Genomic DNA, 19,397 nt, shown 5'->3' on the forward strand with positions numbered 1-19,397 from the left:
CTCACGGACGAATTGCCCAGAACTCCATGGCCAAGCCCGGAAAGTCGCCGGCCAGGTGCATTGCAACGCCGCCCGATTTTTCGAGCTGGCGCCACATGTCGCCGCTCTTGTCGAGTTCGAAATAGTGGTAGCCCGCGTTGTATGGAATCTGGCGCGGCGCCACCGGCAGCGGCCGCACCGTGACGCCCGGCAGCTGCAGCTGCACGAGGTCGCGGATGCGCTCGACCGAACCGATCTTGACCTGCGTCGGAAAGCGCTGCTGGATCGCATCGGCGGGCAGGTTGGCATGCACCGCGAGCACGAAACCCGCGTTGCGCACCAGCACCGGATCGGGCATGCGGCCCACGCGCACGCCGTGGCTGCGCTCCTCCAGCTCGATGGCGATGGCGCTCTGTTCGAGCACCGCCGAGAGCGAGCGCCGCAGCTCTTCCATCAGCGGCCGGATGGTCTCGTTGAGATTGTCGTGGTCGTACTTGGGCCACACCACGGGGCGCCGCGTGGGCGAGGTGTGCGTGGCGAGATGGCAGGCCAGCTTGAACCAGTCGATGAACAGTTCCTCGGGGTGCACCTGCACCGCATGCTGCGCATGCCAGGTCGTGGCGAGATAGCGGTTGACGAGTTCGAGCAAAAGAAAGTCGGAGACCTCGCTCACGCCGCCGCGGCCCGGCTGCGAGAGCCGCGAGGCCAGCGCCTCGGAGCGCTGGGTGAGCAGGCCGTGCAGTTCGGCAACCATGCTGCGCAGCATGGGGTGCGCCGATGCATCGAGCACCGGCGGAATGTAGTTGGCGTCGATCACCAGCTTGTGGTCGGTGCGCCGTTCGATCACGCGCACCGCGCCGATGGCCTGCCACTCCGCGGTGAGCGACGACGCGCGCGCAAGCCGCAGGCGCGGCTTCGCAAGCTGCAGCACCGCCGGGCCGAGCGCCACCGAATTGCCGTCGGCCACCTCGCGCTCGATCACGCCGAAGCGCGCGGCCGAGCCCTCGTCGTCGGCAAAGATGACCTCTTCGCTGCCGGTGCGGCGCAGCGGCAGCGCGAGCACGATGAGTTCATCGGTCAGGTCGCTCGGCACCTCGTAGGGCAGCGGTGCATCTTCGGCGCCGAACGAGAAGGGCGTGCCGTCGGGCAGCACACCGGCGCCGCCGAGCAGCGACACGCGGCCGAGCGCGTGGGCATCGCGATCGATGTCCAGGCTGAGCCATCCCCAATAGGCACCTTGCAGGCCTGCGGTGCGGCGCGTGACGTACTGCTCGACATAGCGCTCCAGTTGCTGGAAGTGCTGCGGCCGCAGGTACATGCCTTCGGACCACACCACGCGATTCGCCAACGCCTGCGGAAGGGCGCCCTGCTTGCCGGCACCCGGATTGCGAACTGTCACCAAAGAACCTCCTGGGGAGTGCCCACACTGAAGCGGGAGGTGCCCGTTAACGGCCTCCCGATTGAATCGGTTTTTTTCTCTGATGCTACACGGCGCTTCTTACGTTTTGCACCGCATTTAGCGTGCGAATTTCTCGCACTTTCTAACTACAAGGCCGCGAAATTAACGACTTGGTAGTAACTCGATGCCGCTCTTGCGGATCGCGATGCGCACGTTTTGCTCGCTCGGAGAAAACTGCCACACCTTGTAGAGATTGGTTTGCTTCGGCTCCTTGAGCGGCAGCACGATGCGCCAGCGTGCGGCCTCGAGCTTGCGGTAGCCGGCGATGATGCCGATGGCACGCGAGTCGAGCCCTGCCTCGCGCTTGAACACACGCTCTTCACCGCTGCGCATGATGGCCTGGTCGGCGTTCACGAGTTCCGCTGCAAGCGTTTCGCGGTCGCGGTCCTGTAGTGCAAAGTAGTCTGCCGTCTCGAAGTTACCGGAAGATTTCAATTCGAAGACCTTGACGAGAATCGGTGCCGGCTGGCCGCGTCCGTCGGGGTTGACGCCATCGTCGATCTTGATCGTCACGGCATAGGGCGTGGGCAATGACTTCGCAGTCGATGCGCATCCACTGAGGCCACCCAGCAACGGTGCGGTTGCAAGTGCGCCTTGAAGCAGGGTTCGTCGATGCATTGAGATCTTCCCTAGTGGTTCGCGGCCTATATTATCGAAGTCGTGCGCACGAATCGCGTCGCATCGCGTGCCTGTCGCATGACAGCGGCACACTATCTCAAGCATTGCCTTTTGCAAGGTAGGAGAGAAGATTGAAGTCATGTCTGCCTGCTTTGGCGTTCACCTTGGTTCTGGTTGCTGGTTGCACGACCACGCCGCCGCCCGAGCCGCCGCAACCCGAACGCCTGAGCCAGCAAGTCGCGCGCAGCACGCTCGAGCGCGCGCAACAGGCCTATGACGAAGGCGACTACGCCAAGGCCATCACCACGCTCAAGAGCGGCGGCGTCTCGGTGTTCGACGCCGCAGAGCCGGCCACGCGGCTCGAGGCCATGAAGCTCGAGGCCTTCAGCTATTGCGTGGCCAACCAGGTGCCCGAATGCCGCGCGCAGTTCCGCAAGCTCATCGATGCGTTCCCCAACTTCGACCTCACCGTTGCCGAACGCAAGCACCCGGTGTGGGGCCCCGCCTTCGAGGCCGCCAAGCGAATGAAGCGTTGAACGCCGCAAGGGAGCCACGGCTCGACATCAACACGGAGATGCCATGCGTTGGACGGTGATCGAACATGCCGGCAAGCCGGTGGCTGCAGGCCCTTCGGCCTTGCTCGCGGCGCCCGGCGGAACCATCGGGCGCAGCCCCGACAACCACCTGGTGCTGCCCGACGAGCAGCGCCAGATCTCGCGCCTGCAGGCCACGGTGCGTTTCGACGACAGCGGCGCGGCGGTGCTGCGCAACATGAGCGCGGTGCTGCCCATCGGCGTCAACGAGCGCACGCTGCAGCACGAGCAGGAGGCGCCGATCGCCGAGGGCGACCGCGTGACCATCGGAAGCTATGTGCTGGTGGCGGGGAGCGGGCAACGCACCGCGCCCGTCGAGCCCGCCGCGCCGCTGATGGCGGCTGCACCGCCGCCGGCCGCGCCTGTGCACAGCGCATTGCCCGCCAGCACCATGGCGCCCGCGCCGATGGACTCGCTGCTGCCGGCCGCCCCCGTCTCCGATGTGTTCTCGGACCTCTTCGGCGCCGGCGCGCTGCCGATCGGCGAGACGCAGCCCGTGACCGTGGCGATGCCGCCGCCGACCGTGCCGGCGCCACCGCCTGCACAGGTACTGGCCGCTGCGCCGGTGCCTGCAGCATCGCCATCGCCAGCCCCCTCGCCGGCAAGCGCGCAGGCAAGCACGCAGGCGAGCGCCTCGCAGATTCCCTCCGCCGCCGATTGGGATGCCATCCTCGCGAATGCGCCGCGCCGCGAGGCGAGCGCCTCCGAGCCCATGCCCGACCCGATGGCGCACGAGCCCTTCGAGCTGCCCTCGCAGGCACGCAGGAACCCGGTCGATCCGCTGGCCGAGCTGAATCCGCGTGCGGAAGACAGCATGTCCGACGTGGCGCTCAAGCGCGGCATGGACCCGCTGTCCTTCTTTGCCGCCGACAACGACGCACCCTCGCCGCTCTCCGATCCGCGCCCCACCGCGCTGACCCACGAAGATCCGCTCAGCGATGTGCATCCGGCCATCGATCTGCTGGCCAGGCCGGCGGCGGCCCCACAGGGCTACAGCCATTCGAACCATGCGCGGGAACTGGCGGCGCAGTTCAGGCCGCCGAACCCGGTGCCCTTCGATCCGCCGGCTGCGAAGCCGGCCGAGCCGCGGGTGTCTGCGCAGGTTGAGCCGCCACCTTCGGCGCCACCACCACCACCACCACCACCACCACCACCACCACCACCACCACCACCGCCACCGCCACCACCCCCGCCGCCACCGCCGGCACCGGTGCCCGTCGCGGCCCCGCGCGTGGAGAATGTTGCGCCGCCCGCACCGCAGCAACCGAAGCCTGTTGCCGCGCCCTCGCCCGTGGCCGCGACGCCAGTTCCTGTCGCGGCGCCGCCATCGGCCCCCGCCTCTTCAGACGAACTCTTCAGGGCCTTCCTCGAAGGCGCCGGCGTGCCCGACGTGGCCGGCCAGCAGCCGCTGGATGCCGAAGCCATGCGGCGCCTCGGCCGGCTCATGCGCGCGTTCACCGACGGCACCATCGAGCTGCTCTCGTCGCGCGCCATGCTCAAGCGCGAAGTGCGTGCCGAGATCACGATGATCGTCGACGAGGAGAACAACCCCTTCAAGATCCTTCCCAACGGCCGCGCCGTGCTGATGCAGATGTTCGGCGCGCGCATGCCCGGCTTCCTGTCGCCCGAGGCCGCCGTGCACGACGCGCTCGGCGACCTGCAGTCGCATCAGCTCGGCATGGTGGCCGGCATGCGCGCCGCGCTGCTCACGGTGCTCAAGCGCTTCGATCCCGCGGCGCTCAACACCGCCACGCCGCACGACGGCGGGCTGGGCGAAAAACTGCTGCCCGGCGGCCGCGAGGCGCGCCTGTGGCGCCAGCTGCAGAAGCTGCATGCAGAAACCACCGCGGCCGTCGAGGACGACTTCCAGGCCGTCTTCGGCCGGGCCTTCCAGCAGGCCTACGACAAGGAGATGGAACGCTTGAAGGAGGCGCGCCGTGCTTGAGACCACCCCCCGCGCGTTCGCGGTGCCCATCTCGACCTCGCAGTTCTCCTGCGTCGGCGAGCGCAGCGGCAACCAGGATGCGATCGGCTACCACCTCGATGAATACAGCGCCTGCTTCGTCGTGAGCGACGGCGTGGGCGGCAACGCGGGCGGCGAGCTGGCCGCGCGCATCGCGGTCGATACTGCGCTCAACACCTTCGTCGACAACCCTTCGGTGGCGCAGCACGACATCCTGCAGGCCGTGAAGGCCGCCAACGACGCCATCCTCGCCAAGCAGCGGGAGCTGGCCGACCAGAGCCGCATGAGCGCGACCATCGTCTCGCTGTTCGTGGACCGCACCAGCGGCCAGGCCTGCTGGGCCCACGTGGGCGACAGCCGCCTCTACTGGTTCCGCCGCGGCGCGCTGATGCAGCGCACCGAAGACCACAGCCTGTCGGAGCGCTCGGGCGAAGCCGCCCTCGGCAACGGTGCCAACGGCGGCGAGCGCCTGGTGAAGACCAACCTGCTGTACCGCGCGCTCGGCGCCCGGGCCACGGCGGAAACCACCGTGTCGACGCCGCAGCGCCTGGCCGATGGCGACGCGTTCCTGCTGTGCACCGACGGCCTGTGGCAGCTCATTTCGCAGCAGGTGATGGAGCGCTCGCTGCAGCTGGCCGACAGTGCCGAGGAATGGCTCGCACTGCTGCGCCGCGCGGCCGAAGCCAAGGCGGACGAGTCGCGCGACAACTATTCGGCGCTGGCGGTGTGGGTGGGGTTTCCGCAGCAGGTGACGCTGGCGGGGACGGCGCGGCCGGCGGCATGACAAGCTCCGCTCGCCACCCTCAGGCGGCGAGCATCAGCACCTTGAACTGGCTCGGCACGATGCGCATGCCGACCATGTTGGTGGAATTCTGCAGCGTCAGGCTCGTCATCCGGGTGGCAGGAGTTCCCTTGAGAAGAACGGTAAAGGCGCCCGTCAGATGGCGGGACTGGCCCATGACCGTTTGCGACACCACACCCATGGCGACGCCCGCGTTGTCGCCGTTGGTCAGCGGCGTGACGGTGGCCATGTTGTGCGCCGGCGTGCACATGTAGAGGATGTTGTACGCGTTCGGTATGGCCGTCGGACCCAACGCGAAGTCCGGATAGGGGATCGGAATGGCCGGCGGCGTCTTGCACACATCGGGGAATGCGAGATCCATTCCCATCATCTGGCAGTTGGCGAACATGCGTTTCTCCTTGGATCCATGAATATCAGCCCATATGAATCTGCTTGGCATCGACCTTGACGATTTCTTTCGCCGTCACGACGGTGTTCTTGCCATGCAAACGCGCCGTCTCCGCGGCTTCGTAGTCGATGCGTCCCGCACGCAAATGCTCCACGTCCTCGGTCATGCGAAATGCCGTCTTGCTCAGATGCACGAGACGGTCCATCACGGCTTCGTAGACCCTGCCGATCACACGGATCGAAAGCACGGTGGTCACCGCCTCCTGTCCCTGATATTGAAGCCGGTCCACCCGGCAATCGGCATCTTCAGCGTTGATTCTGAGGTGCGGTGCATCCAGGCTCAGGCCCTGTTCGCCACGCATCGCGATGTGCGTCGAACTCTCGACGGTGACCGCTCCGCGCTCCGAAGCGAGCGTCATGTCTCCCGCCACATCGATGCGCGACGCGCTTGCGTCGGCCTGCTCCGCCACTGCCGTCAGGTAAAGGCGGGTTGCGTCGGGCCCCGTCACCAGCACGGTGTCACCGACGGCCGGGCGCAGCAGGCAGCTCGCTGCCCGTGCGCATCGCAGCAGTTGCCGGCGTTCGGTCTGCACGCTGTAGATTCCCCCGGGCAAGACACCCGTGACAATGCCGATGGTGTTGACCATTCCGCCCTGCTCGGACGCATGCGCGGCTTCGCGTGGTGAATCGTCACGAATGGCCGTCACGGAGGAAACACGTGTGGTCATGATGAAGTTTCCAGTTTCAAGAGGGATATGCGCCCGGACGCGCGAGGCGGCGTGCCGAGAACTCCTCGGCGGCAAACAGGTCGGGGTCGTTCAACAGCAAGCCACCACGGTCGCCATATCTCGTTCCCTCCTGTTGCGCGCGGTGAACCTTGGTGCGCAGGAAGCGAGCGCCCCGCAGATCGGCACCACGCAGATCGGCGTGAGAAAAATCGGCGTATGTAAGGTCCGCCCTTGCGAAGACGGCATGGCTGCAGCTGGCACGCTGGAAGATGCACTGCTCCAGTTTCGCGTCGGAGAAATCGGCTCCGCGCGCCTGCACCTCGACCCAGATGCTTTGATTGAAATGGGCGCCGCGGCAACCGACGCCATCGAGCTTGGCCGACAGAAAGAGGCACTGGGGCGCATGGACCCGGTTCAGGCTCGCACCTTCGAGCGTGGCGCCCTTGAAGTTGCATTGCACAAGCATGGACTCGTCAAAGTCGCATCCGTCGAGTTCTGCGTCGATGAACTGGCAAAGCAGGAACTTCTGCGCATTGAATCTCTGTCCCGAGAGCTTGGCCTCGGAGAAGACAGCCTTGTCAAACCGGCTGCCACGGAAAATTGCCGATCGAAGATCTGCCCGGTAGAACACTGTCTTGTGCAGGAGCGTCGTGGAAAAGTCGGTGGCATCGAGCGAGGTCTCGGAGAACACCAGGGCTTCCGACAGCACATTGACGAAGGAGGCGCGGTCGAGCGTGCAGTTGGCAAAAGAGGCAACGCCGGCATTTGCGTCATCGAGCTTTGCGCCGGCCAGTCCACATTGGTAGAAGGCGGCACCGTCGAGCGTGGCGCCGACCATCCGGACCCCGGTTGCATCGCAATGCTCGAATGCACAACGGTCCACATGCGCGGCATCAAGCCGGGCCCCGGCAAGCTTGCACTGCTTGAAGATGCTCGCATCGAGCTTGGCACCGGACAGATCGGCACCACTCAGATCGGTCTCCAGGAAAATGGCACCCGTGAGGTCCATGCCCCGAAAGTCGAGCGCTTGAAGTTGCTTCCGAGCGATCGTTTCTCCGCCATGGATCATCGCCTGCACACTGGCCGGGGTCATTCCACCTTCTCTTTCTTGCGCAAGGGAACTGTCTTGACCTGCTCGACATAGGCACCGTCGAAAAGCGTTCTGTCATCGATGAGACATTGCGACAGGTCCGCCCTGAACAGGTTGGCACGACGCAGGTCCGTGGACACGAGCACCGCCTTCTGCAGGATGGCGCCGCTGAGATCGGCATCCAGCAGCGACGCCCGGGTCAGGTCCGAACGCACGAACATCGCGCCCTTGGCGTCGGCACCCTCCAGGTTCGTGCGATGCATCGATGCCCCGGAGAAGTCGCTGTTTTCGATCCGCGCATTCGCAAAGTCCGCTTCGTCCAATGCAATGCCACGCAGGCTGCAGTCGCGCAGCATGGCGCCTCGAAAGCAGACCTTCCTCAAGCTGCTCTCTCCCACGAAGCAGGTGGTCGTCAAGTGTGCGGCCGAGAAATCGAGACGGCCTGCGCCATCGGTGTTGACCCATCCGCATGAATCGAGCTCGGCGTGCGCGAAGCTCAGTTCGTTGACATCGCAATCGATCCACGACATCTTGTGAATCCGTGCGTGGTCGAAGCGCACGCCATGCATCACGGACTTCTCCAGCACATGGGCATAGGAGATGGCGGCACGTTCGAAGCTGCACCTCTCCAGGTGCACGGTCATGAAATTCAGCTCCTCCATGGTCGCATCGGAAAAATTGCATCCCTTGGCAACCATCTTGTCGAGCACCATCTTCATGAAGCGCGCACCCGAGAAATCCGCCTCCTCGCATCGTGCCAATGCCATGTTGGCACGATCGAAAATCGCACGGCGCATCGACGTGCGATGCAGGCGCGCTCTCGCCAGCACCGCTTCGCTGAAGTCGGCATCGTCGAGCCTGCTATTGCTGAAGTCCACGCCCTCGAGGAGTGCTCGATGCCATCGGGTGCCGTGAAGGTCCATGTTCGACAGGTCGGCACCGGTCAGATCCATGTCCGAGAAATCGCGCGAACCCGCGAGCACGCGCTCGATTTCGGCCCGTGCCCTGTCGGACTCGTCGGGCGGCATGGCGTCGGCCGCGTCCTGGTACTGCGCCATGCTGCGATAGCTCGCGAGCAATCCTCTTTTTGCGTCGGCCGTCACCCTCCTGAGTTCCGCGAGGCTCTCCGGGGGCGCGGGCGGCGCGCCTACCGCCGCAGAAACACCCGAGATTCCGTCTACGAAAGGCCGGGGGTCGAACCGCGGAGGCCCCTTGCCCTTGGCCGCTTCTGCTTTCGCGAGAAAGGTCGAGGTATCGAAGCCAAGCTTTCTCGATTGGACCGCATTGGCATCGGCGGCCTTGCCGATGGCCTCCCGCCCCTTCGCCAGCTTCTCCCGCTGCTCCTGCACCATGGCTTTCATCTTCTGCACATAGGCCGGGATCTCATGCAGCTTGGGCGGGGTGGTGATCGGCGGGGGCGGCAGGGCGAACTTGGCCGGATCTCCGCCGCTCGCCTTGAATGCTTCGGCCAGCTTGGCTTGGGCACGTTCGGCGCGAACTTTCATGTTGCGGGTGAGCGGGTCGGCGTCCCTGTCTTCTTCCTGGCTGTTCTCGAGCCACTGCCCAATCGAGTTCGGCGGCAGCAATTGATCGTCGCGCAATGCGTAGAGTGCGCCGTTCTCGGGATCGCAGCGCTGAATCAATACATCGCGGTACGAAGCCAAAGGCCCTTCCGACCCACCTTCCTCCATGGCAGCCATGACGTGGCTGATGTCGGATGCGTCGTCTTCCTCGATGCCGATGCTGCCGTGGTACACCAGCGCGACCTGCTCTCGATGGGGAAAAAACCAGGCCGTCGTGAGCCGCAGCGAGACTTCGTCAAAAATGCCCGACGCCAGTTGCCGGTTCTTTGCTTCACGGACGATGAACCCTCGCGCCTGCCAGTCGGGCAGGCGGCCGCGTTGCACCGGATCCTCCGGATGCATGTTCAGGATCTCGTAGCTGGCACCGGCCAGGCCGCGTTCGCCCAGCGCCAGCCACTGGTCTTCGGAGGCTGCATTGAAGTAGCCCCAGTCCATGTCCCTCGCGAAACCGGGATAGAGGTTCTGCTTCCAATGCTCGTCGTAGTCGCGCCCCATCTTGCGCATCCGCGAAGGCCTTGCCACATCGATCGGGCCGAAGCCTGCGGGTGCAGGCACCTGGCCCGGCCGCCACAGCAGTCCGTTCGCGTGTTCGATGTTGGGCACGCGCCGCACTTTCAACCCCTCGACGATGTCATCGTCATGTCCGATGCCCAGGGGGTTTTCTGCGAATCCCGGGCCCCCGAAGGCCTTGCGCCAGTCAAGGCGGATCGCATCGAATGGCTGGGGCGCGGTCGCCCGGCCGTCGATCCAGAATCGGTCGCCGAACACCAGGAGCGTTTTCTTGCGCGCCCCGACTTGCACGCTCACTGCACAGCGAGACTTGTCCGGCTGGTGCGCCGTGTGCGCAAAGCCCGATACGATGAATTCGGCATTGTCCTTGGGCATGCCGAGATCAAACACCGTGTCGCCGCCCAGTTCATCGGTCAGGGTCTTCCAGATCTCGGGTTCCGGCACAAGCTGCTGCTGCTGACCCTTCAGGTTTGTCATTGCGATGGCGGTCATCGCCAGATACTGGGCGCCGTTCCTCAGGTAGGGGCGCGTCAGGATGCTCAGGCGCAGGGGCTTGATGGTTTTCATCAGTAGGCGCTTGACGGTATTTCCAGCGGCGTGCGCTCCCGATCGATCGCCACCCGATCGGGCGCATCTCGCGCATAGATCACGTCGATCTTCTTGCCGACCGAGAAATTGGCCAGCAGTCCGAGTTCGATGAAAGTCGCAACCGTCACTTCGTGACGGTTTCCCGCCGCGTCTTCATATGCGAGCAACAGATCGGTGGCGGCGACTTCGTTGTTGCCATAGTTGCCGTTCTTGGTCAATCGATTCGCCTGCCTCGAGATGCCGACCACCACACCTTGCGCGCGCACGCCTTGGCCGCGCAGTGCTTGCCAGGTTTTTTCTTCGGCCATGTAGCGGGCGTTTGCAGCGTATGAGGAAACGATAATGTGTACCCCAAACACCCCCGCAATACCGCACAGGCCGAGGCACAGGGTTGCCGCCAGGATGTTCCACCAGCTCACTTGCGTTCTTTCGAAGGAATGCCGCGCATCAGGCCTTCATGAAAAGGCTCTTGAATGCCACTGCGATGTAGCCGGTCTTGAGACTGAGTCCGACTGTCGAGATGCCAACGGGATTGAGCTTGTATTTGAACTTCGCATCGATGATGCTGGTCACGGACAGGTTGATGAAGACGCCGTTGAACTGGCCGTTCACCCCCGAGAATTGCAGCTTCACGCCATTGACATCGACTGCCGCCACATTGACGCCCGTATGTTCGAGCGTTCCGTGGTTGTCCGTGTTGCGCCACCAGCCTTCCTTGGCTGCGTTGACGGTGTTGTCGCCCGCATTGATCGTCCGCCTGTCCGAGTTGTCAACAATGTCCGGCGCGTTATTGATCGTGGGTCCGGTCGTGGTGGTCGTGCTGCCCCCCGTGACGACATGCGTGTGGTTGCCCAGGACGTTGCTGGTGACCCCGCCATTCACCATGAAGGTAAGGCCGCCGCTGATGGTCTCGTTCACGCCGCCCGTGATCGTCTGGGTCACGCCGCCGGTGATCGTCGAGTTCACACCTCCACTGATCGTCTCGGTCGCACCACCGCTGATGGTTTCCGTGAACCCTCCGCTGACAGTGCGCGTTTCGCCGCCGCTGATCGTCTCGGTCGCGCCGTCCGAAATCGTCCGCGTCTCGCCGCCGGAAACTGTCTCGGTCGCTCCGCCGGTCACCGTGCGAGTCTCTCCGCCGTCGATCGTCTCCACCGCGCCCTCGGTGATATGACGTTCTTCGCCGGCTTTGTAGGTGGCCGATTCATGCCCCACGATGACGGTCGTGCGCGTGCCACCGGTGTCGTGGGTCTCGTTCTTCTCCACCGAGACATTCAGGTCGCGCTCTGCATGAAGCGCTACGTATTCAGCGCCCATCTTGTCTTCGAAGACGAGCGAGTTGGCGGTTTCCGGCGAGCCGCCCGGCGTAGAACGCGTGACGAACCCGCTCTTGGTCTGCTCGCCCGGCAGATTGAAGGGTGGCATCTGGCGCGGGTTGTAGACCCGCCCCACGACGAGCGGCCGGTCGGCCCGCCCGTCGACGAAATCGATCACCACTTCCTGGCCGATGCGCGGCGTGAAAACAGCACCGAAGCCGTCGCCTGCGATGACATGGGACACACGCACGAAGCACGAGCAGTTCTCGTTGCGGCGCCCGCTGCGGTCCCACCGGAACTGCACCTTGACGCGGCCGTACTGGTCGGTCCAGATTTCCTCGCCTTCGGGGCCGACCACCACCGCGGTCTGCGGACCGGTGGTCCTGGGGATCTGCGTGATCCGGGGTGCCCTGAAGGGCAGGGACGTCGGCTGGACGACAAAGTTGAAGCTGTATTCGCCCGGTGCGGCTCCGGTGGCGTAGCCGCCTTCGCGCAGCATGTAGTTCACCGAAACGATCAGGTACTCGCGGTTGTCGTCCGACCTCGGCGAGTTCTGCATCGAGAAGGTGTAGCCGGGCGCCATGCCCCGGACCGTGGCATGGCCCACGCTGCGCTCGGCCATCGACTGCGCTTCTTCCAGCCGCACGCGCGCATAGTGCTCGCCTTCGCCGGGGTTCGTGTACTCGCCGAGCCACTCGTACATCTCATAGCCCGAGTGGTCGTACGGCTGCGGCATGGAGCGGGCACCGCTCAGATCGGCGCCCGGCGTGGTGAAGTTGTAGTCATCCACCGCATAGCTGCCCGAGCGGATCTCGGCCGTCACTTGCCAGTTGTCGATGACCTCCATGTCCTCGGTCACGTCGCGATCGGCCGCGAAGTAATTGATGGTTTCGTAGCCGGACATCGGCTCGTGCATCGTGACGTCGTCGGTCAGCACCAGCGTATGCTGGTTCTTGTCGTGCTTGAAGTAGTAGTAGATGCCTTCGAGTTCCATGAGCCGGCTCACGAAGGCAAAGTCCGTCTCGTTGTACTGCACGCAGTGCTCCCACTGGCGATAGGTGCCGGTGAGCTTCTTCTCGAAGGCGAAGTTGTAGTCGCCGAATACGTCCTCGAGAACTTCGACGACCGTCTTGTTCTGGAAGATCTTGTTGTCGCTGGAGCGCGTGAGATACCAGAGCCATGGGCGCACCGAAGCACGATAGACGGTGTGGCGCGAGGTACCGCCTTCGCGTCCGATCATGGAGAAGCGGACCACCTGGCCGTTCAGGAAACGGGGCGCGCCGGCCGTCTGGATCTCCAGGGCCATGGGTTTTCCGAGCACCGCCTTCATGTCGATCGACGCACTCGGGCTCAGCAGGTCGACCTCGAATTCGAACAACTGCGACAGTCCCTCGGTGCCATGCATCGAGCGGAACTGGAGCTGGTCTTCCCCAAGCGGGGTGTGCGCTCGTACGACTCTGGCCATGAGTTTGTCTCCTTGTCTTCTTAGGCTTCGGAAAATTCGTACCGGAAGTCGTCGCCCGCTGCGGACAGCCGCACGCCGGCGAGCTTGCGCGCACTGACGGTGGCGCCGATGACTTCTTCGCTCAATCGCGGCAGGATGGTGTGCGTGAGGATCGCATCGATCATCCGCCCACCCGACTCGATGGCCGTGCATCGGCGCGCCACCAGTTCGACGGCGCTGTCGTCGTAGTCCAGCGCAATGCCATGGTTCGCATCGAGGCGGGTGGCAATGCGGTCGAGCTGGAGGCGAATGATGCGATGCAATGCGTCGGCTTGCAACGGGTAATAAGGCACTACAACCAGCCGGCCCAGCAGCGCCGGCGCGAACACCTTGAGCAGCGGTTCGCGCAGCGCGGCTGCGAGCGGCTCGGGGTCGGGGCGCAGGGTCGGGTCTTCGCACAGCTGCATGACCAGGTCGGTGCCGACGTTCGACGTCATGATGATCACGGTGTTGCGGAAGTCGATGTGGCGGCCCTCGCCGTCTTCCATCCAGCCCTTGTCGAACACCTGGAAGAAGATCTCGTGCACGTCGGGGTGGGCCTTCTCGATCTCGTCGAGCAGCACCACGCTGTAGGGCCGGCGGCGCACGGCCTCGGTGAGCACGCCGCCTTCGCCGTAGCCCACGTAGCCGGGCGGCGCGCCCTTGAGCGTGGAGACGGTGTGCGACTCCTGGAACTCGCTCATGTTGATGGTGACGAGGTTCTGCTCGCCGCCGTAGAGCGCCTCCGACAGCGCGAGCGCAGTCTCGGTCTTGCCCACGCCCGAGGGGCCGCACAGCAGGAACACGCCCACCGGCTTGTTCGGGTTGTCGAGCCGCGCGCGCGCCGTGCGGATGCGCCGCGAGATGGTCTCCAGCGCGTCGGGCTGGGCCACCACGCGGGCCGAGAGGATCTCGCCGAGGCGCAGCACCGACTGCGCATCGTCGCGCACCATGCGGCCGATCGGAATGCCGGTCCAGTCGGCCACCACGGTGGCAACGGCCTGCGCGTCGACGGCCGCCAGGATGAGCGGCGATTCGCCCTGCAACTGCACGAGCTTGTCCTGCGCCTGGTCGAGTTCGGCGCGGATCTCTTCGGGTGTTCTTTCGGGTTCCGGCGGAGCGGGCTCGGCTTCAACTGGAGCTTCGGCTTCGTCGCCCTCTTCCTCTTTGGCCTCGGCCCGCACCGGCACTGCATCGGGCGAGAGCAGCTTGCGCAGCGCCACGATGCGCTCCACGAGCACGCTTTCTTCCGCACGCCGCTGTTCCAGCAGGCCGAGCTCGGCCTGCGCCGCCGCCACCTGGGCCGCGATGTCTTCCACGCGCTGGTGCTCGCCGACGCCGATCGCCGCCTCGCGCCCGGCAATGCCCGACTCGATGCCCAGCACCTCGATGCGGCGCTGCAGGTCTTCGATCGCCGCGGGCAGCGCATGCTGGCTCAGGGCCACGCGCGCGCAGGCCGTGTCGAGCAGGCTCACGGCCTTGTCGGGCAGCTGGCGCGCGGGGATGTAGCGGTGCGACAGGCTCACGGCCGCTTCGAGCGCGGCGTCCAGGATGAGCACGCCGTGGTGCTTCTCGAGCTCGGCCGAGATGCCGCGCAGCATGACCACGGCCTTGGACTCGGTGGGCTCGTGCACCTGGATGGTCTGGAAGCGCCGCGTGAGCGCCGGGTCCTTCTCGATGTACTTCTTGTACTCGGACCAGGTGGTGGCGCCGATGGTGCGAAGCCGCCCGCGCGCAAGCGCCGGCTTCAGCAGGTTGGCCGCATCGCCGGTGCCGGCGGTGCCGCCCGCGCCGACCAGCGTGTGCACCTCGTCGACGAACAGCACGATGGGCTTGGGGCTCTTCTCGACCTCGTCGATCACCTGGCGCAGCCGCTGCTCGAACTCGCCCTTCACGCCCGCGCCGGCCTGCAGCAGCGTGGGGTCGAGCACCCACAGCGACACGTCCTTGAGCGAGGGCGGCACGTCGCCTGCCGCAAGGCGCGAGGCCAGGCCCTCGACCACTGCCGTCTTGCCCACACCCGCCTCGCCCGTGAGCAGCGGATTGTTCTGCCGTCGGCGCATCAGGATGTCGATGATCTGGCGGATCTCGTCGTCGCGGCCGTAGACCGGATCGAGTTCGCCCGCGCGCGCCTTGGCCGTGAGGTCGCTCGCGTACTTGGCCAGCGCCGAGCCGCCCGCGGCGGCGCCGTCGCCCTGGTGGGACACCGCCGGGGCGGCTTGCCCCGGCGCGGCCGCGGCGTCGAAGTCGTCCTCGGGCGAGCCTTCGGTCCATGCGGGAAGCTGCGCGACGAGCACGTCGGGCACGATCTTGTCGAACTCGCGCGAGATGCCCGAGAGCACCTGGCGCAGCCCCGGCGTCTTGACGATGCCCGCGAGCAGGTAGGCACCGCGGATCGACGTGGCCTCGAAGCGCAGGCTCGCATAGACCCAGGCGCGCTCGACGGCGTTGTCGACGTGCTCCGAGATGTCGCTGATCGAGGTGGCGCCGTGCGGCAGCCGGTCGAGCGCACGCACCAGGTCCTGCTCGACCGCATCGAGGTTGAGGCCGGCGCGCTTGACGATGCGCAGCAGGTCGCTGTCCTGCAGCTGCAGGATCTGGTGCAGCCAGTGCACCAGCTCCACGTAGGCATTGCCGCGCAGCTTGGCGAAGGCGGTGGCGGTCTCCAATGCCTTGTAGAGCATCGGATTGAGTTTCGAGAAAAGGGAGACGCGGCGGATATCGGTCATAAGGCCATGGAAGAGGCTTCGGCCGCCGCGGAAGCAGCCGATGCGGAACGGGAATACAGGGCTTCGGGCTGGAAAAGCATGTCGCCGGCGTCGGTAGGCGAGAGGCGCGTGCCGAGCCAGCTGCCCCAGCCCAGGCGCTGGTCGCTGCCCAGCTGCATGCCGAGGGCTTCCTGCTTCTTGAGCACGAGGCGCAGCTCCCACGCGAACTCGATGCCCACGTACTGGCGCACCCAGTCGACCACCTGCTGCAGGCGCTTGCTGCCCGGCAGGAAGTCGCGGAACTCGCTTTGCGAGAGCGGGCCGAGCTCGAGCCGGAACTTGCCCTGCGCATCGCGCACCGCCAGCCCGACGGTGGCGCCGGCGCCCAGCTTCTGGTTGCGCCCGGAAGTGCCGATGCGGCTGATCTCGCGCTCGTCGAGCATCACCCAGCCGCTCACGAACTCCTCGATGCGCACGGGCACGTCGAAGTACAGCCGCAGGATCTGGATCAGCCCCTCGGGGTTGCGCGTCTGGCGCACGAGGTGCCCGGCCATGAAGGTGCGCGCATGGTCGGCGATGCGGTCGCGTTCCTTCAGGCCCGGCTGCCCCATGTTCATGAGGCTGGCCACGTAGTCGACGAAGCGGTGGCCGTCGGGGCGGTCCAGGCTGTTGACCGACTGGGCATCGGCCCAGGCCCGGTAGAACAGCAGGATGAGCCGGTGGTGGAACAGGTCGGCGAAGGCGCTGAGCGTGTTGTCGCTGTGGTGGCGCTTGCGCTCGCGCGCGTACTCGGTCAGGTGCAGCGGCAGCGGCCCGTTGGGGCCGAACAGGCCGAAGCCGTAGATCGAGATGCGCGGCGGGCCGTCCCCGTCGACATCGACGCCCGAGACGTTCGAGGGCGCAAAGGCCATCGACGGCTCCTGGCCCAGCCGCAAAGGCTCGTCGAGCGGGCGCGGCGCGCGGCCCAGCAGCGGATGGCTGCCGTGCGCATCGAGCCGGCGCAGCAGCATGAACAGGTCGTGCTCGAAAGGCTGGTCGACCAGGCCGGCCCACAGGACCGGATCGGCCTCGGGCGCACCGCGCCGCGCGGGTGCCGCGGCATGCTCGGGCGCGGCATGCTCGACCGCAGCCGGCGGCGCCTGCTGCGAATCGTCGGCGAGCTCGGCCGTGGTGCGCATGCTCATACGGCGGGGCGGCGTCCGATGCGCGGCGTCCAGCGCGCGATCTCGCCGCGCTGCAGGCTGGAGAGCGCGAACTCGGTGAACGCGTTGAGCGACACGTGCCGGCTGAAGAATTGCTCCAGCACGGCGCCGAAGAGATAAGGGCTCGCGCCCGAGAAGGCCACTTCGTCGATCTTCAGCGCGATTTCCACCCCGCGCCCGAAGACGATCGGCCCCGGCTCGGGCAGGCGGCGGAACACCGGCGCCAGCGCCATCGAGCGCACGCCCTGGATCTGGCGGCGCACCGCGGGGTCGGCCAGGTTGCCGTAGAGGTCGAGCATCTCGCGCAATGCGGCCGCGCCCTGCGTGGCGTCGACGTCGGTCAGGCTCAGGTAGTTGAGGCCCAGGTGGCTGATCAGGCGCCAGGTGAGCGCACCCTCCGCCAGCGCCGGATAGGGCCGCGACGGCCCGCGCAGGATGCGGATGCCGCGCACCGGCGCCGACACGCGCAGCGAGAAGTCCGACTCCAGCCCGGTGGGCAGCAGCAGCGGCAGGTCGCGGTTGGTGCACAGCGCGTCGATGGTGATGTGGCGCAGGCTGTGCGGAAAGGGCGCGTCGTGCTGGTCGACCAGCGACACGTACACCTCGCTGCCGGTGTAGCTGGTGCGCGTGCCCTGCGCGCGTGCGCGGTCGGACACCAGGCGCGGCTCGCGGCGCAGAGAGAAGTACGCGCCGAAGTCGCCGTCGTCGGCAGCGAACGAGCCCAGGAAGGGCCTGAACTCGCGCTCTTCCGAGCCGCTCGCCATGTGGCCGGTGACGCGCTCGACCGTGAAGATCTCGAAGTCGCGCGGGCGCGTGCGGTCGATCACCGCATGGTGCTCGTGCTGCCCGGGGCCCACCGGAATGCGGTCGCTGCGGCGCGGCACCAGGTTGATGATGGGCGTGCAGAACAGCGAGAAGTGCTTGGCATCGACCAGCCGCTCCAGGTCGGCGTCGGCGCGGTCGAGCAGGATCACGATTTCCATCGTGGTGCCGCCCATGGCCGAGGCCGCCGCGCGCAGGTTCTTCACGCTGAAGAACAGGTAGCGGTCGGGAAAGGCGAAGTATTCGTGCAGCAGCCGGTAGCCCTGGAACGAGCGCGCGTCATAAGGCAGCAGCGCCTGCTCGGGATCGAAGCCCTCGTGGCGAATGGCTTCGTCGCCGAGCGGAACGATGCGCGCCTTGCTGCCCGGGCCGCTGCGGCACACGGTGCCGATGCTGTGGTGCACCGCAAGCTCGAGCACGCGCAGCGCATGCAGCTCCGCGCCCGAAAGAAAGAACTCGAGCCGCTCGATCGGCATCTCGGCAAAGGTGGTGCCGCCCACCGCTTCGAGCTTGATGGTGATCGCGCTCCTGGCGCGCTGGGCCACCGCGGGCATCGCATGCGCGATTTCCGCGGGCACGGGGCCGATGCTTGCATCCGCGATCCTGATGGGCCACAGCGTGACCTCGTGGCCGGTGCGGAATTCGCAGGCCGTCTGCTCGCCCTTGATCATGCGTCCGCGCATGATCGTGTGGCGCGGCAGCTCGTAGCCGGCCTTCAGCGAGCCCTCGTTGAGGTTGCCGTCGATCTGCACCACCGCCATGGCCGGCAGCGGCGCGAGGAAGTTGGGGTACACCACCTCGAGCAGCCGCTGCGAGAAGCGCGGAAACTCCGCATCCATCTTGAGCTGGATGCGCGCCGTGAGAAAGCTGAAGCCCTCGAGCAGGCGCTCCACGTAGGGGTCGCTGACCTCGATGCCGCGCATGCCCAGCCGCCCGGCGATCTTCGGGTAGCGCTGCGCGAACTCGGCGCCGAGCTCGTGCATGTAGGTGAGCTCGCGGTTGTAGTAGTCGAGCAGCCTGGCGTCCATTCAGAGCCCTCCCGTCGGGCGCAGGACCATGTGGCCGCTCTCGAGGTCGAGCTCGGAGCGCAGGATGAATTCGATCGGGTAAGGCACCGACCACAAGGTGCCGCGGATCTCGAGCGCGAGCAGGTTGTGGTGCTCCAGGTCGGTGGCGTCGGTGACGCAGCGCACGTCGATGCTGTCCTTCATGATGCGCGGCTCGAAGTCGATGATCGCGGCGCGGATGGCGGCCTCGACGTCCGCGAAGTCGACCTCCGACATGCGTCCGCCGGCCCAGCCGCGCACGCCGTAGTTCACCACCGAGCGCCGCGCGCGCGGCATGGCGTTGATGGTGTGGTCCGCGCCGAAGTTGGTGGTGTTGAGCAGCCACTGCAGGTCGCGCAGCACCGAGTCGCGCAGCAGCTTGCCACTCATGAGGAATGCGCCCGCGCGCTCCTGGCGGCTTTGCGGCTGCTTGTCGGTCAGGCGGTCGAGCAGCACCGGCTGCAGGCGGTCGCGTGCAACGCTTTCTTGCTGGTCGCCGTCGGCCTCCATGGCCGGGCGG

15 protein-coding genes are annotated in these 19,397 nt (G+C 66.2%); 3 read left to right on the top strand and 12 right to left on the bottom strand.

Going from position 1 to position 19,397, the window contains the following annotated elements:
- Position 1: 1 nt before the first annotated feature.
- Together tssK and tssJ are read right to left on the bottom strand one after the other, a co-directional pair.
- The gene (gene tssK, locus AC1DMS_RS19060; protein ID WP_018906609.1) at positions 2-1,381 is read right to left on the bottom strand and encodes a type VI secretion system baseplate subunit TssK; all 1,380 of its coding nucleotides are present in this window, start codon (positions 1,379-1,381) and stop codon (positions 2-4) included.
- 159 nt (positions 1,382-1,540) lie between these two features.
- Positions 1,541-2,197, bottom strand: coding sequence for a type VI secretion system lipoprotein TssJ (gene tssJ / locus AC1DMS_RS19065; RefSeq protein ID WP_244883444.1), 657 nt, complete (start codon positions 2,195-2,197; stop codon positions 1,541-1,543).
- A 23-nt stretch (positions 2,198-2,220) separates the two neighbouring features.
- On the opposite strand from tssJ, the gene AC1DMS_RS19070 reads away from it, so the two are divergent.
- From AC1DMS_RS19070 to AC1DMS_RS19080, 3 genes are read left to right on the top strand one after another with little or no spacing between them, the layout of a single operon-like run.
- Positions 2,221-2,592 carry a TssQ family T6SS-associated lipoprotein gene (locus tag AC1DMS_RS19070; RefSeq protein ID WP_230537943.1) on the top strand — a complete coding sequence of 124 codons (372 nt, stop codon included), beginning with the start codon at positions 2,221-2,223 and terminating at the stop codon, positions 2,590-2,592.
- A 43-nt stretch (positions 2,593-2,635) separates the two neighbouring features.
- Complete coding sequence (tagH, locus tag AC1DMS_RS19075) at positions 2,636-4,594, top strand: type VI secretion system-associated FHA domain protein TagH (RefSeq protein WP_478181623.1); 1,959 nt, start codon at positions 2,636-2,638, stop codon at positions 4,592-4,594.
- A complete protein-coding gene (locus AC1DMS_RS19080; protein WP_012745372.1) occupies positions 4,587-5,396 on the top strand; it encodes a PP2C family protein-serine/threonine phosphatase in 810 nt (269 codons plus the stop codon). Before tagH ends, AC1DMS_RS19080 begins: the two co-directional genes overlap by 8 nt.
- 19 nt (positions 5,397-5,415) lie before the next feature.
- Here the strand turns inward: AC1DMS_RS19080 and AC1DMS_RS19085 are convergent, their stop codons facing one another.
- The 10 genes from AC1DMS_RS19085 to tssE are packed head-to-tail and all read right to left on the bottom strand — an operon-like array spanning position 5,416 to position 19,387.
- Positions 5,416-5,802 (bottom strand): DUF4150 domain-containing protein, encoded by a 387-nt coding sequence (locus AC1DMS_RS19085; protein WP_012745371.1) that lies wholly within the window; start codon positions 5,800-5,802, stop codon positions 5,416-5,418.
- A 25-nt stretch (positions 5,803-5,827) separates the two neighbouring features.
- Complete coding sequence (locus AC1DMS_RS19090; protein WP_244883446.1) at positions 5,828-6,529, bottom strand: DUF3540 domain-containing protein; 702 nt, start codon at positions 6,527-6,529, stop codon at positions 5,828-5,830.
- 16 nt (positions 6,530-6,545) lie between these two features.
- Entirely contained in the window at positions 6,546-7,622 is a 1,077-nt protein-coding gene (locus AC1DMS_RS19095) for a pentapeptide repeat-containing protein (RefSeq protein ID WP_028254321.1), read from the bottom strand.
- Positions 7,619-10,279 (bottom strand): DUF2169 family type VI secretion system accessory protein, encoded by a 2,661-nt coding sequence (locus tag AC1DMS_RS19100; protein ID WP_478181624.1) that lies wholly within the window; start codon positions 10,277-10,279, stop codon positions 7,619-7,621. Before AC1DMS_RS19100 ends, AC1DMS_RS19095 begins: the two co-directional genes overlap by 4 nt.
- A complete protein-coding gene (locus tag AC1DMS_RS19105; RefSeq protein WP_418146465.1) occupies positions 10,279-10,719 on the bottom strand; it encodes a hypothetical protein in 441 nt (146 codons plus the stop codon). Before AC1DMS_RS19105 ends, AC1DMS_RS19100 begins: the two co-directional genes overlap by 1 nt.
- Before the next feature lie 28 nt (positions 10,720-10,747).
- Positions 10,748-13,081: a type VI secretion system Vgr family protein gene (locus AC1DMS_RS19110; RefSeq protein ID WP_062363806.1), complete on the bottom strand. Its 2,334-nt coding sequence runs from the start codon at positions 13,079-13,081 to the stop codon at positions 10,748-10,750.
- A gap of 20 nt (positions 13,082-13,101) precedes the next feature.
- Positions 13,102-15,828 carry a type VI secretion system ATPase TssH gene (gene tssH, locus AC1DMS_RS19115; RefSeq protein WP_418146463.1) on the bottom strand — a complete coding sequence of 909 codons (2,727 nt, stop codon included), beginning with the start codon at positions 15,826-15,828 and terminating at the stop codon, positions 13,102-13,104.
- Positions 15,825-16,991 (bottom strand): type VI secretion system baseplate subunit TssG, encoded by a 1,167-nt coding sequence (gene tssG / locus AC1DMS_RS19120; RefSeq protein WP_028254288.1) that lies wholly within the window; start codon positions 16,989-16,991, stop codon positions 15,825-15,827. Before tssG ends, tssH begins: the two co-directional genes overlap by 4 nt.
- On the bottom strand, positions 16,988-18,859 hold the full coding sequence (gene tssF, locus AC1DMS_RS19125) for a type VI secretion system baseplate subunit TssF (protein WP_012745363.1): 1,872 nt from the start codon (positions 18,857-18,859) through the stop codon (positions 16,988-16,990). The genes tssG and tssF overlap by 4 nt, the downstream gene beginning before the upstream one ends.
- On the bottom strand, positions 18,860-19,387 hold the full coding sequence (tssE, locus tag AC1DMS_RS19130) for a type VI secretion system baseplate subunit TssE (protein ID WP_012745362.1): 528 nt from the start codon (positions 19,385-19,387) through the stop codon (positions 18,860-18,862).
- Between the last annotated feature and the right edge of the window lie 10 nt (positions 19,388-19,397).

It is taken from the genome of Variovorax sp. 05T418, from assembly GCF_056396385.1.

Coding starts and splice junctions, on each gene's coding strand:
- AC1DMS_RS19095 (WP_028254321.1), bottom strand. CDS start 7,622: ATGACCCCGGCCAGTGTGCAGGCGATGATCCATGGCGGAGAAACGATC.
- tssF (WP_012745363.1), bottom strand. CDS start 18,859: ATGGACGCCAGGCTGCTCGACTACTACAACCGCGAGCTCACCTACATG.
- AC1DMS_RS19110 (WP_062363806.1), bottom strand. CDS start 13,081: ATGGCCAGAGTCGTACGAGCGCACACCCCGCTTGGGGAAGACCAGCTC.
- tssG (WP_028254288.1), bottom strand. CDS start 16,991: ATGAGCATGCGCACCACGGCCGAGCTCGCCGACGATTCGCAGCAGGCG.
- tagH (WP_478181623.1), top strand. CDS start 2,636: ATGCGTTGGACGGTGATCGAACATGCCGGCAAGCCGGTGGCTGCAGGC.
- tssJ (WP_244883444.1), bottom strand. CDS start 2,197: ATGACTTCAATCTTCTCTCCTACCTTGCAAAAGGCAATGCTTGAGATA.
- AC1DMS_RS19100 (WP_478181624.1), bottom strand. CDS start 10,279: ATGAAAACCATCAAGCCCCTGCGCCTGAGCATCCTGACGCGCCCCTAC.
- AC1DMS_RS19085 (WP_012745371.1), bottom strand. CDS start 5,802: ATGTTCGCCAACTGCCAGATGATGGGAATGGATCTCGCATTCCCCGAT.
- tssH (WP_418146463.1), bottom strand. CDS start 15,828: ATGACCGATATCCGCCGCGTCTCCCTTTTCTCGAAACTCAATCCGATG.
- AC1DMS_RS19090 (WP_244883446.1), bottom strand. CDS start 6,529: ATGACCACACGTGTTTCCTCCGTGACGGCCATTCGTGACGATTCACCA.
- tssE (WP_012745362.1), bottom strand. CDS start 19,387: ATGGAGGCCGACGGCGACCAGCAAGAAAGCGTTGCACGCGACCGCCTG.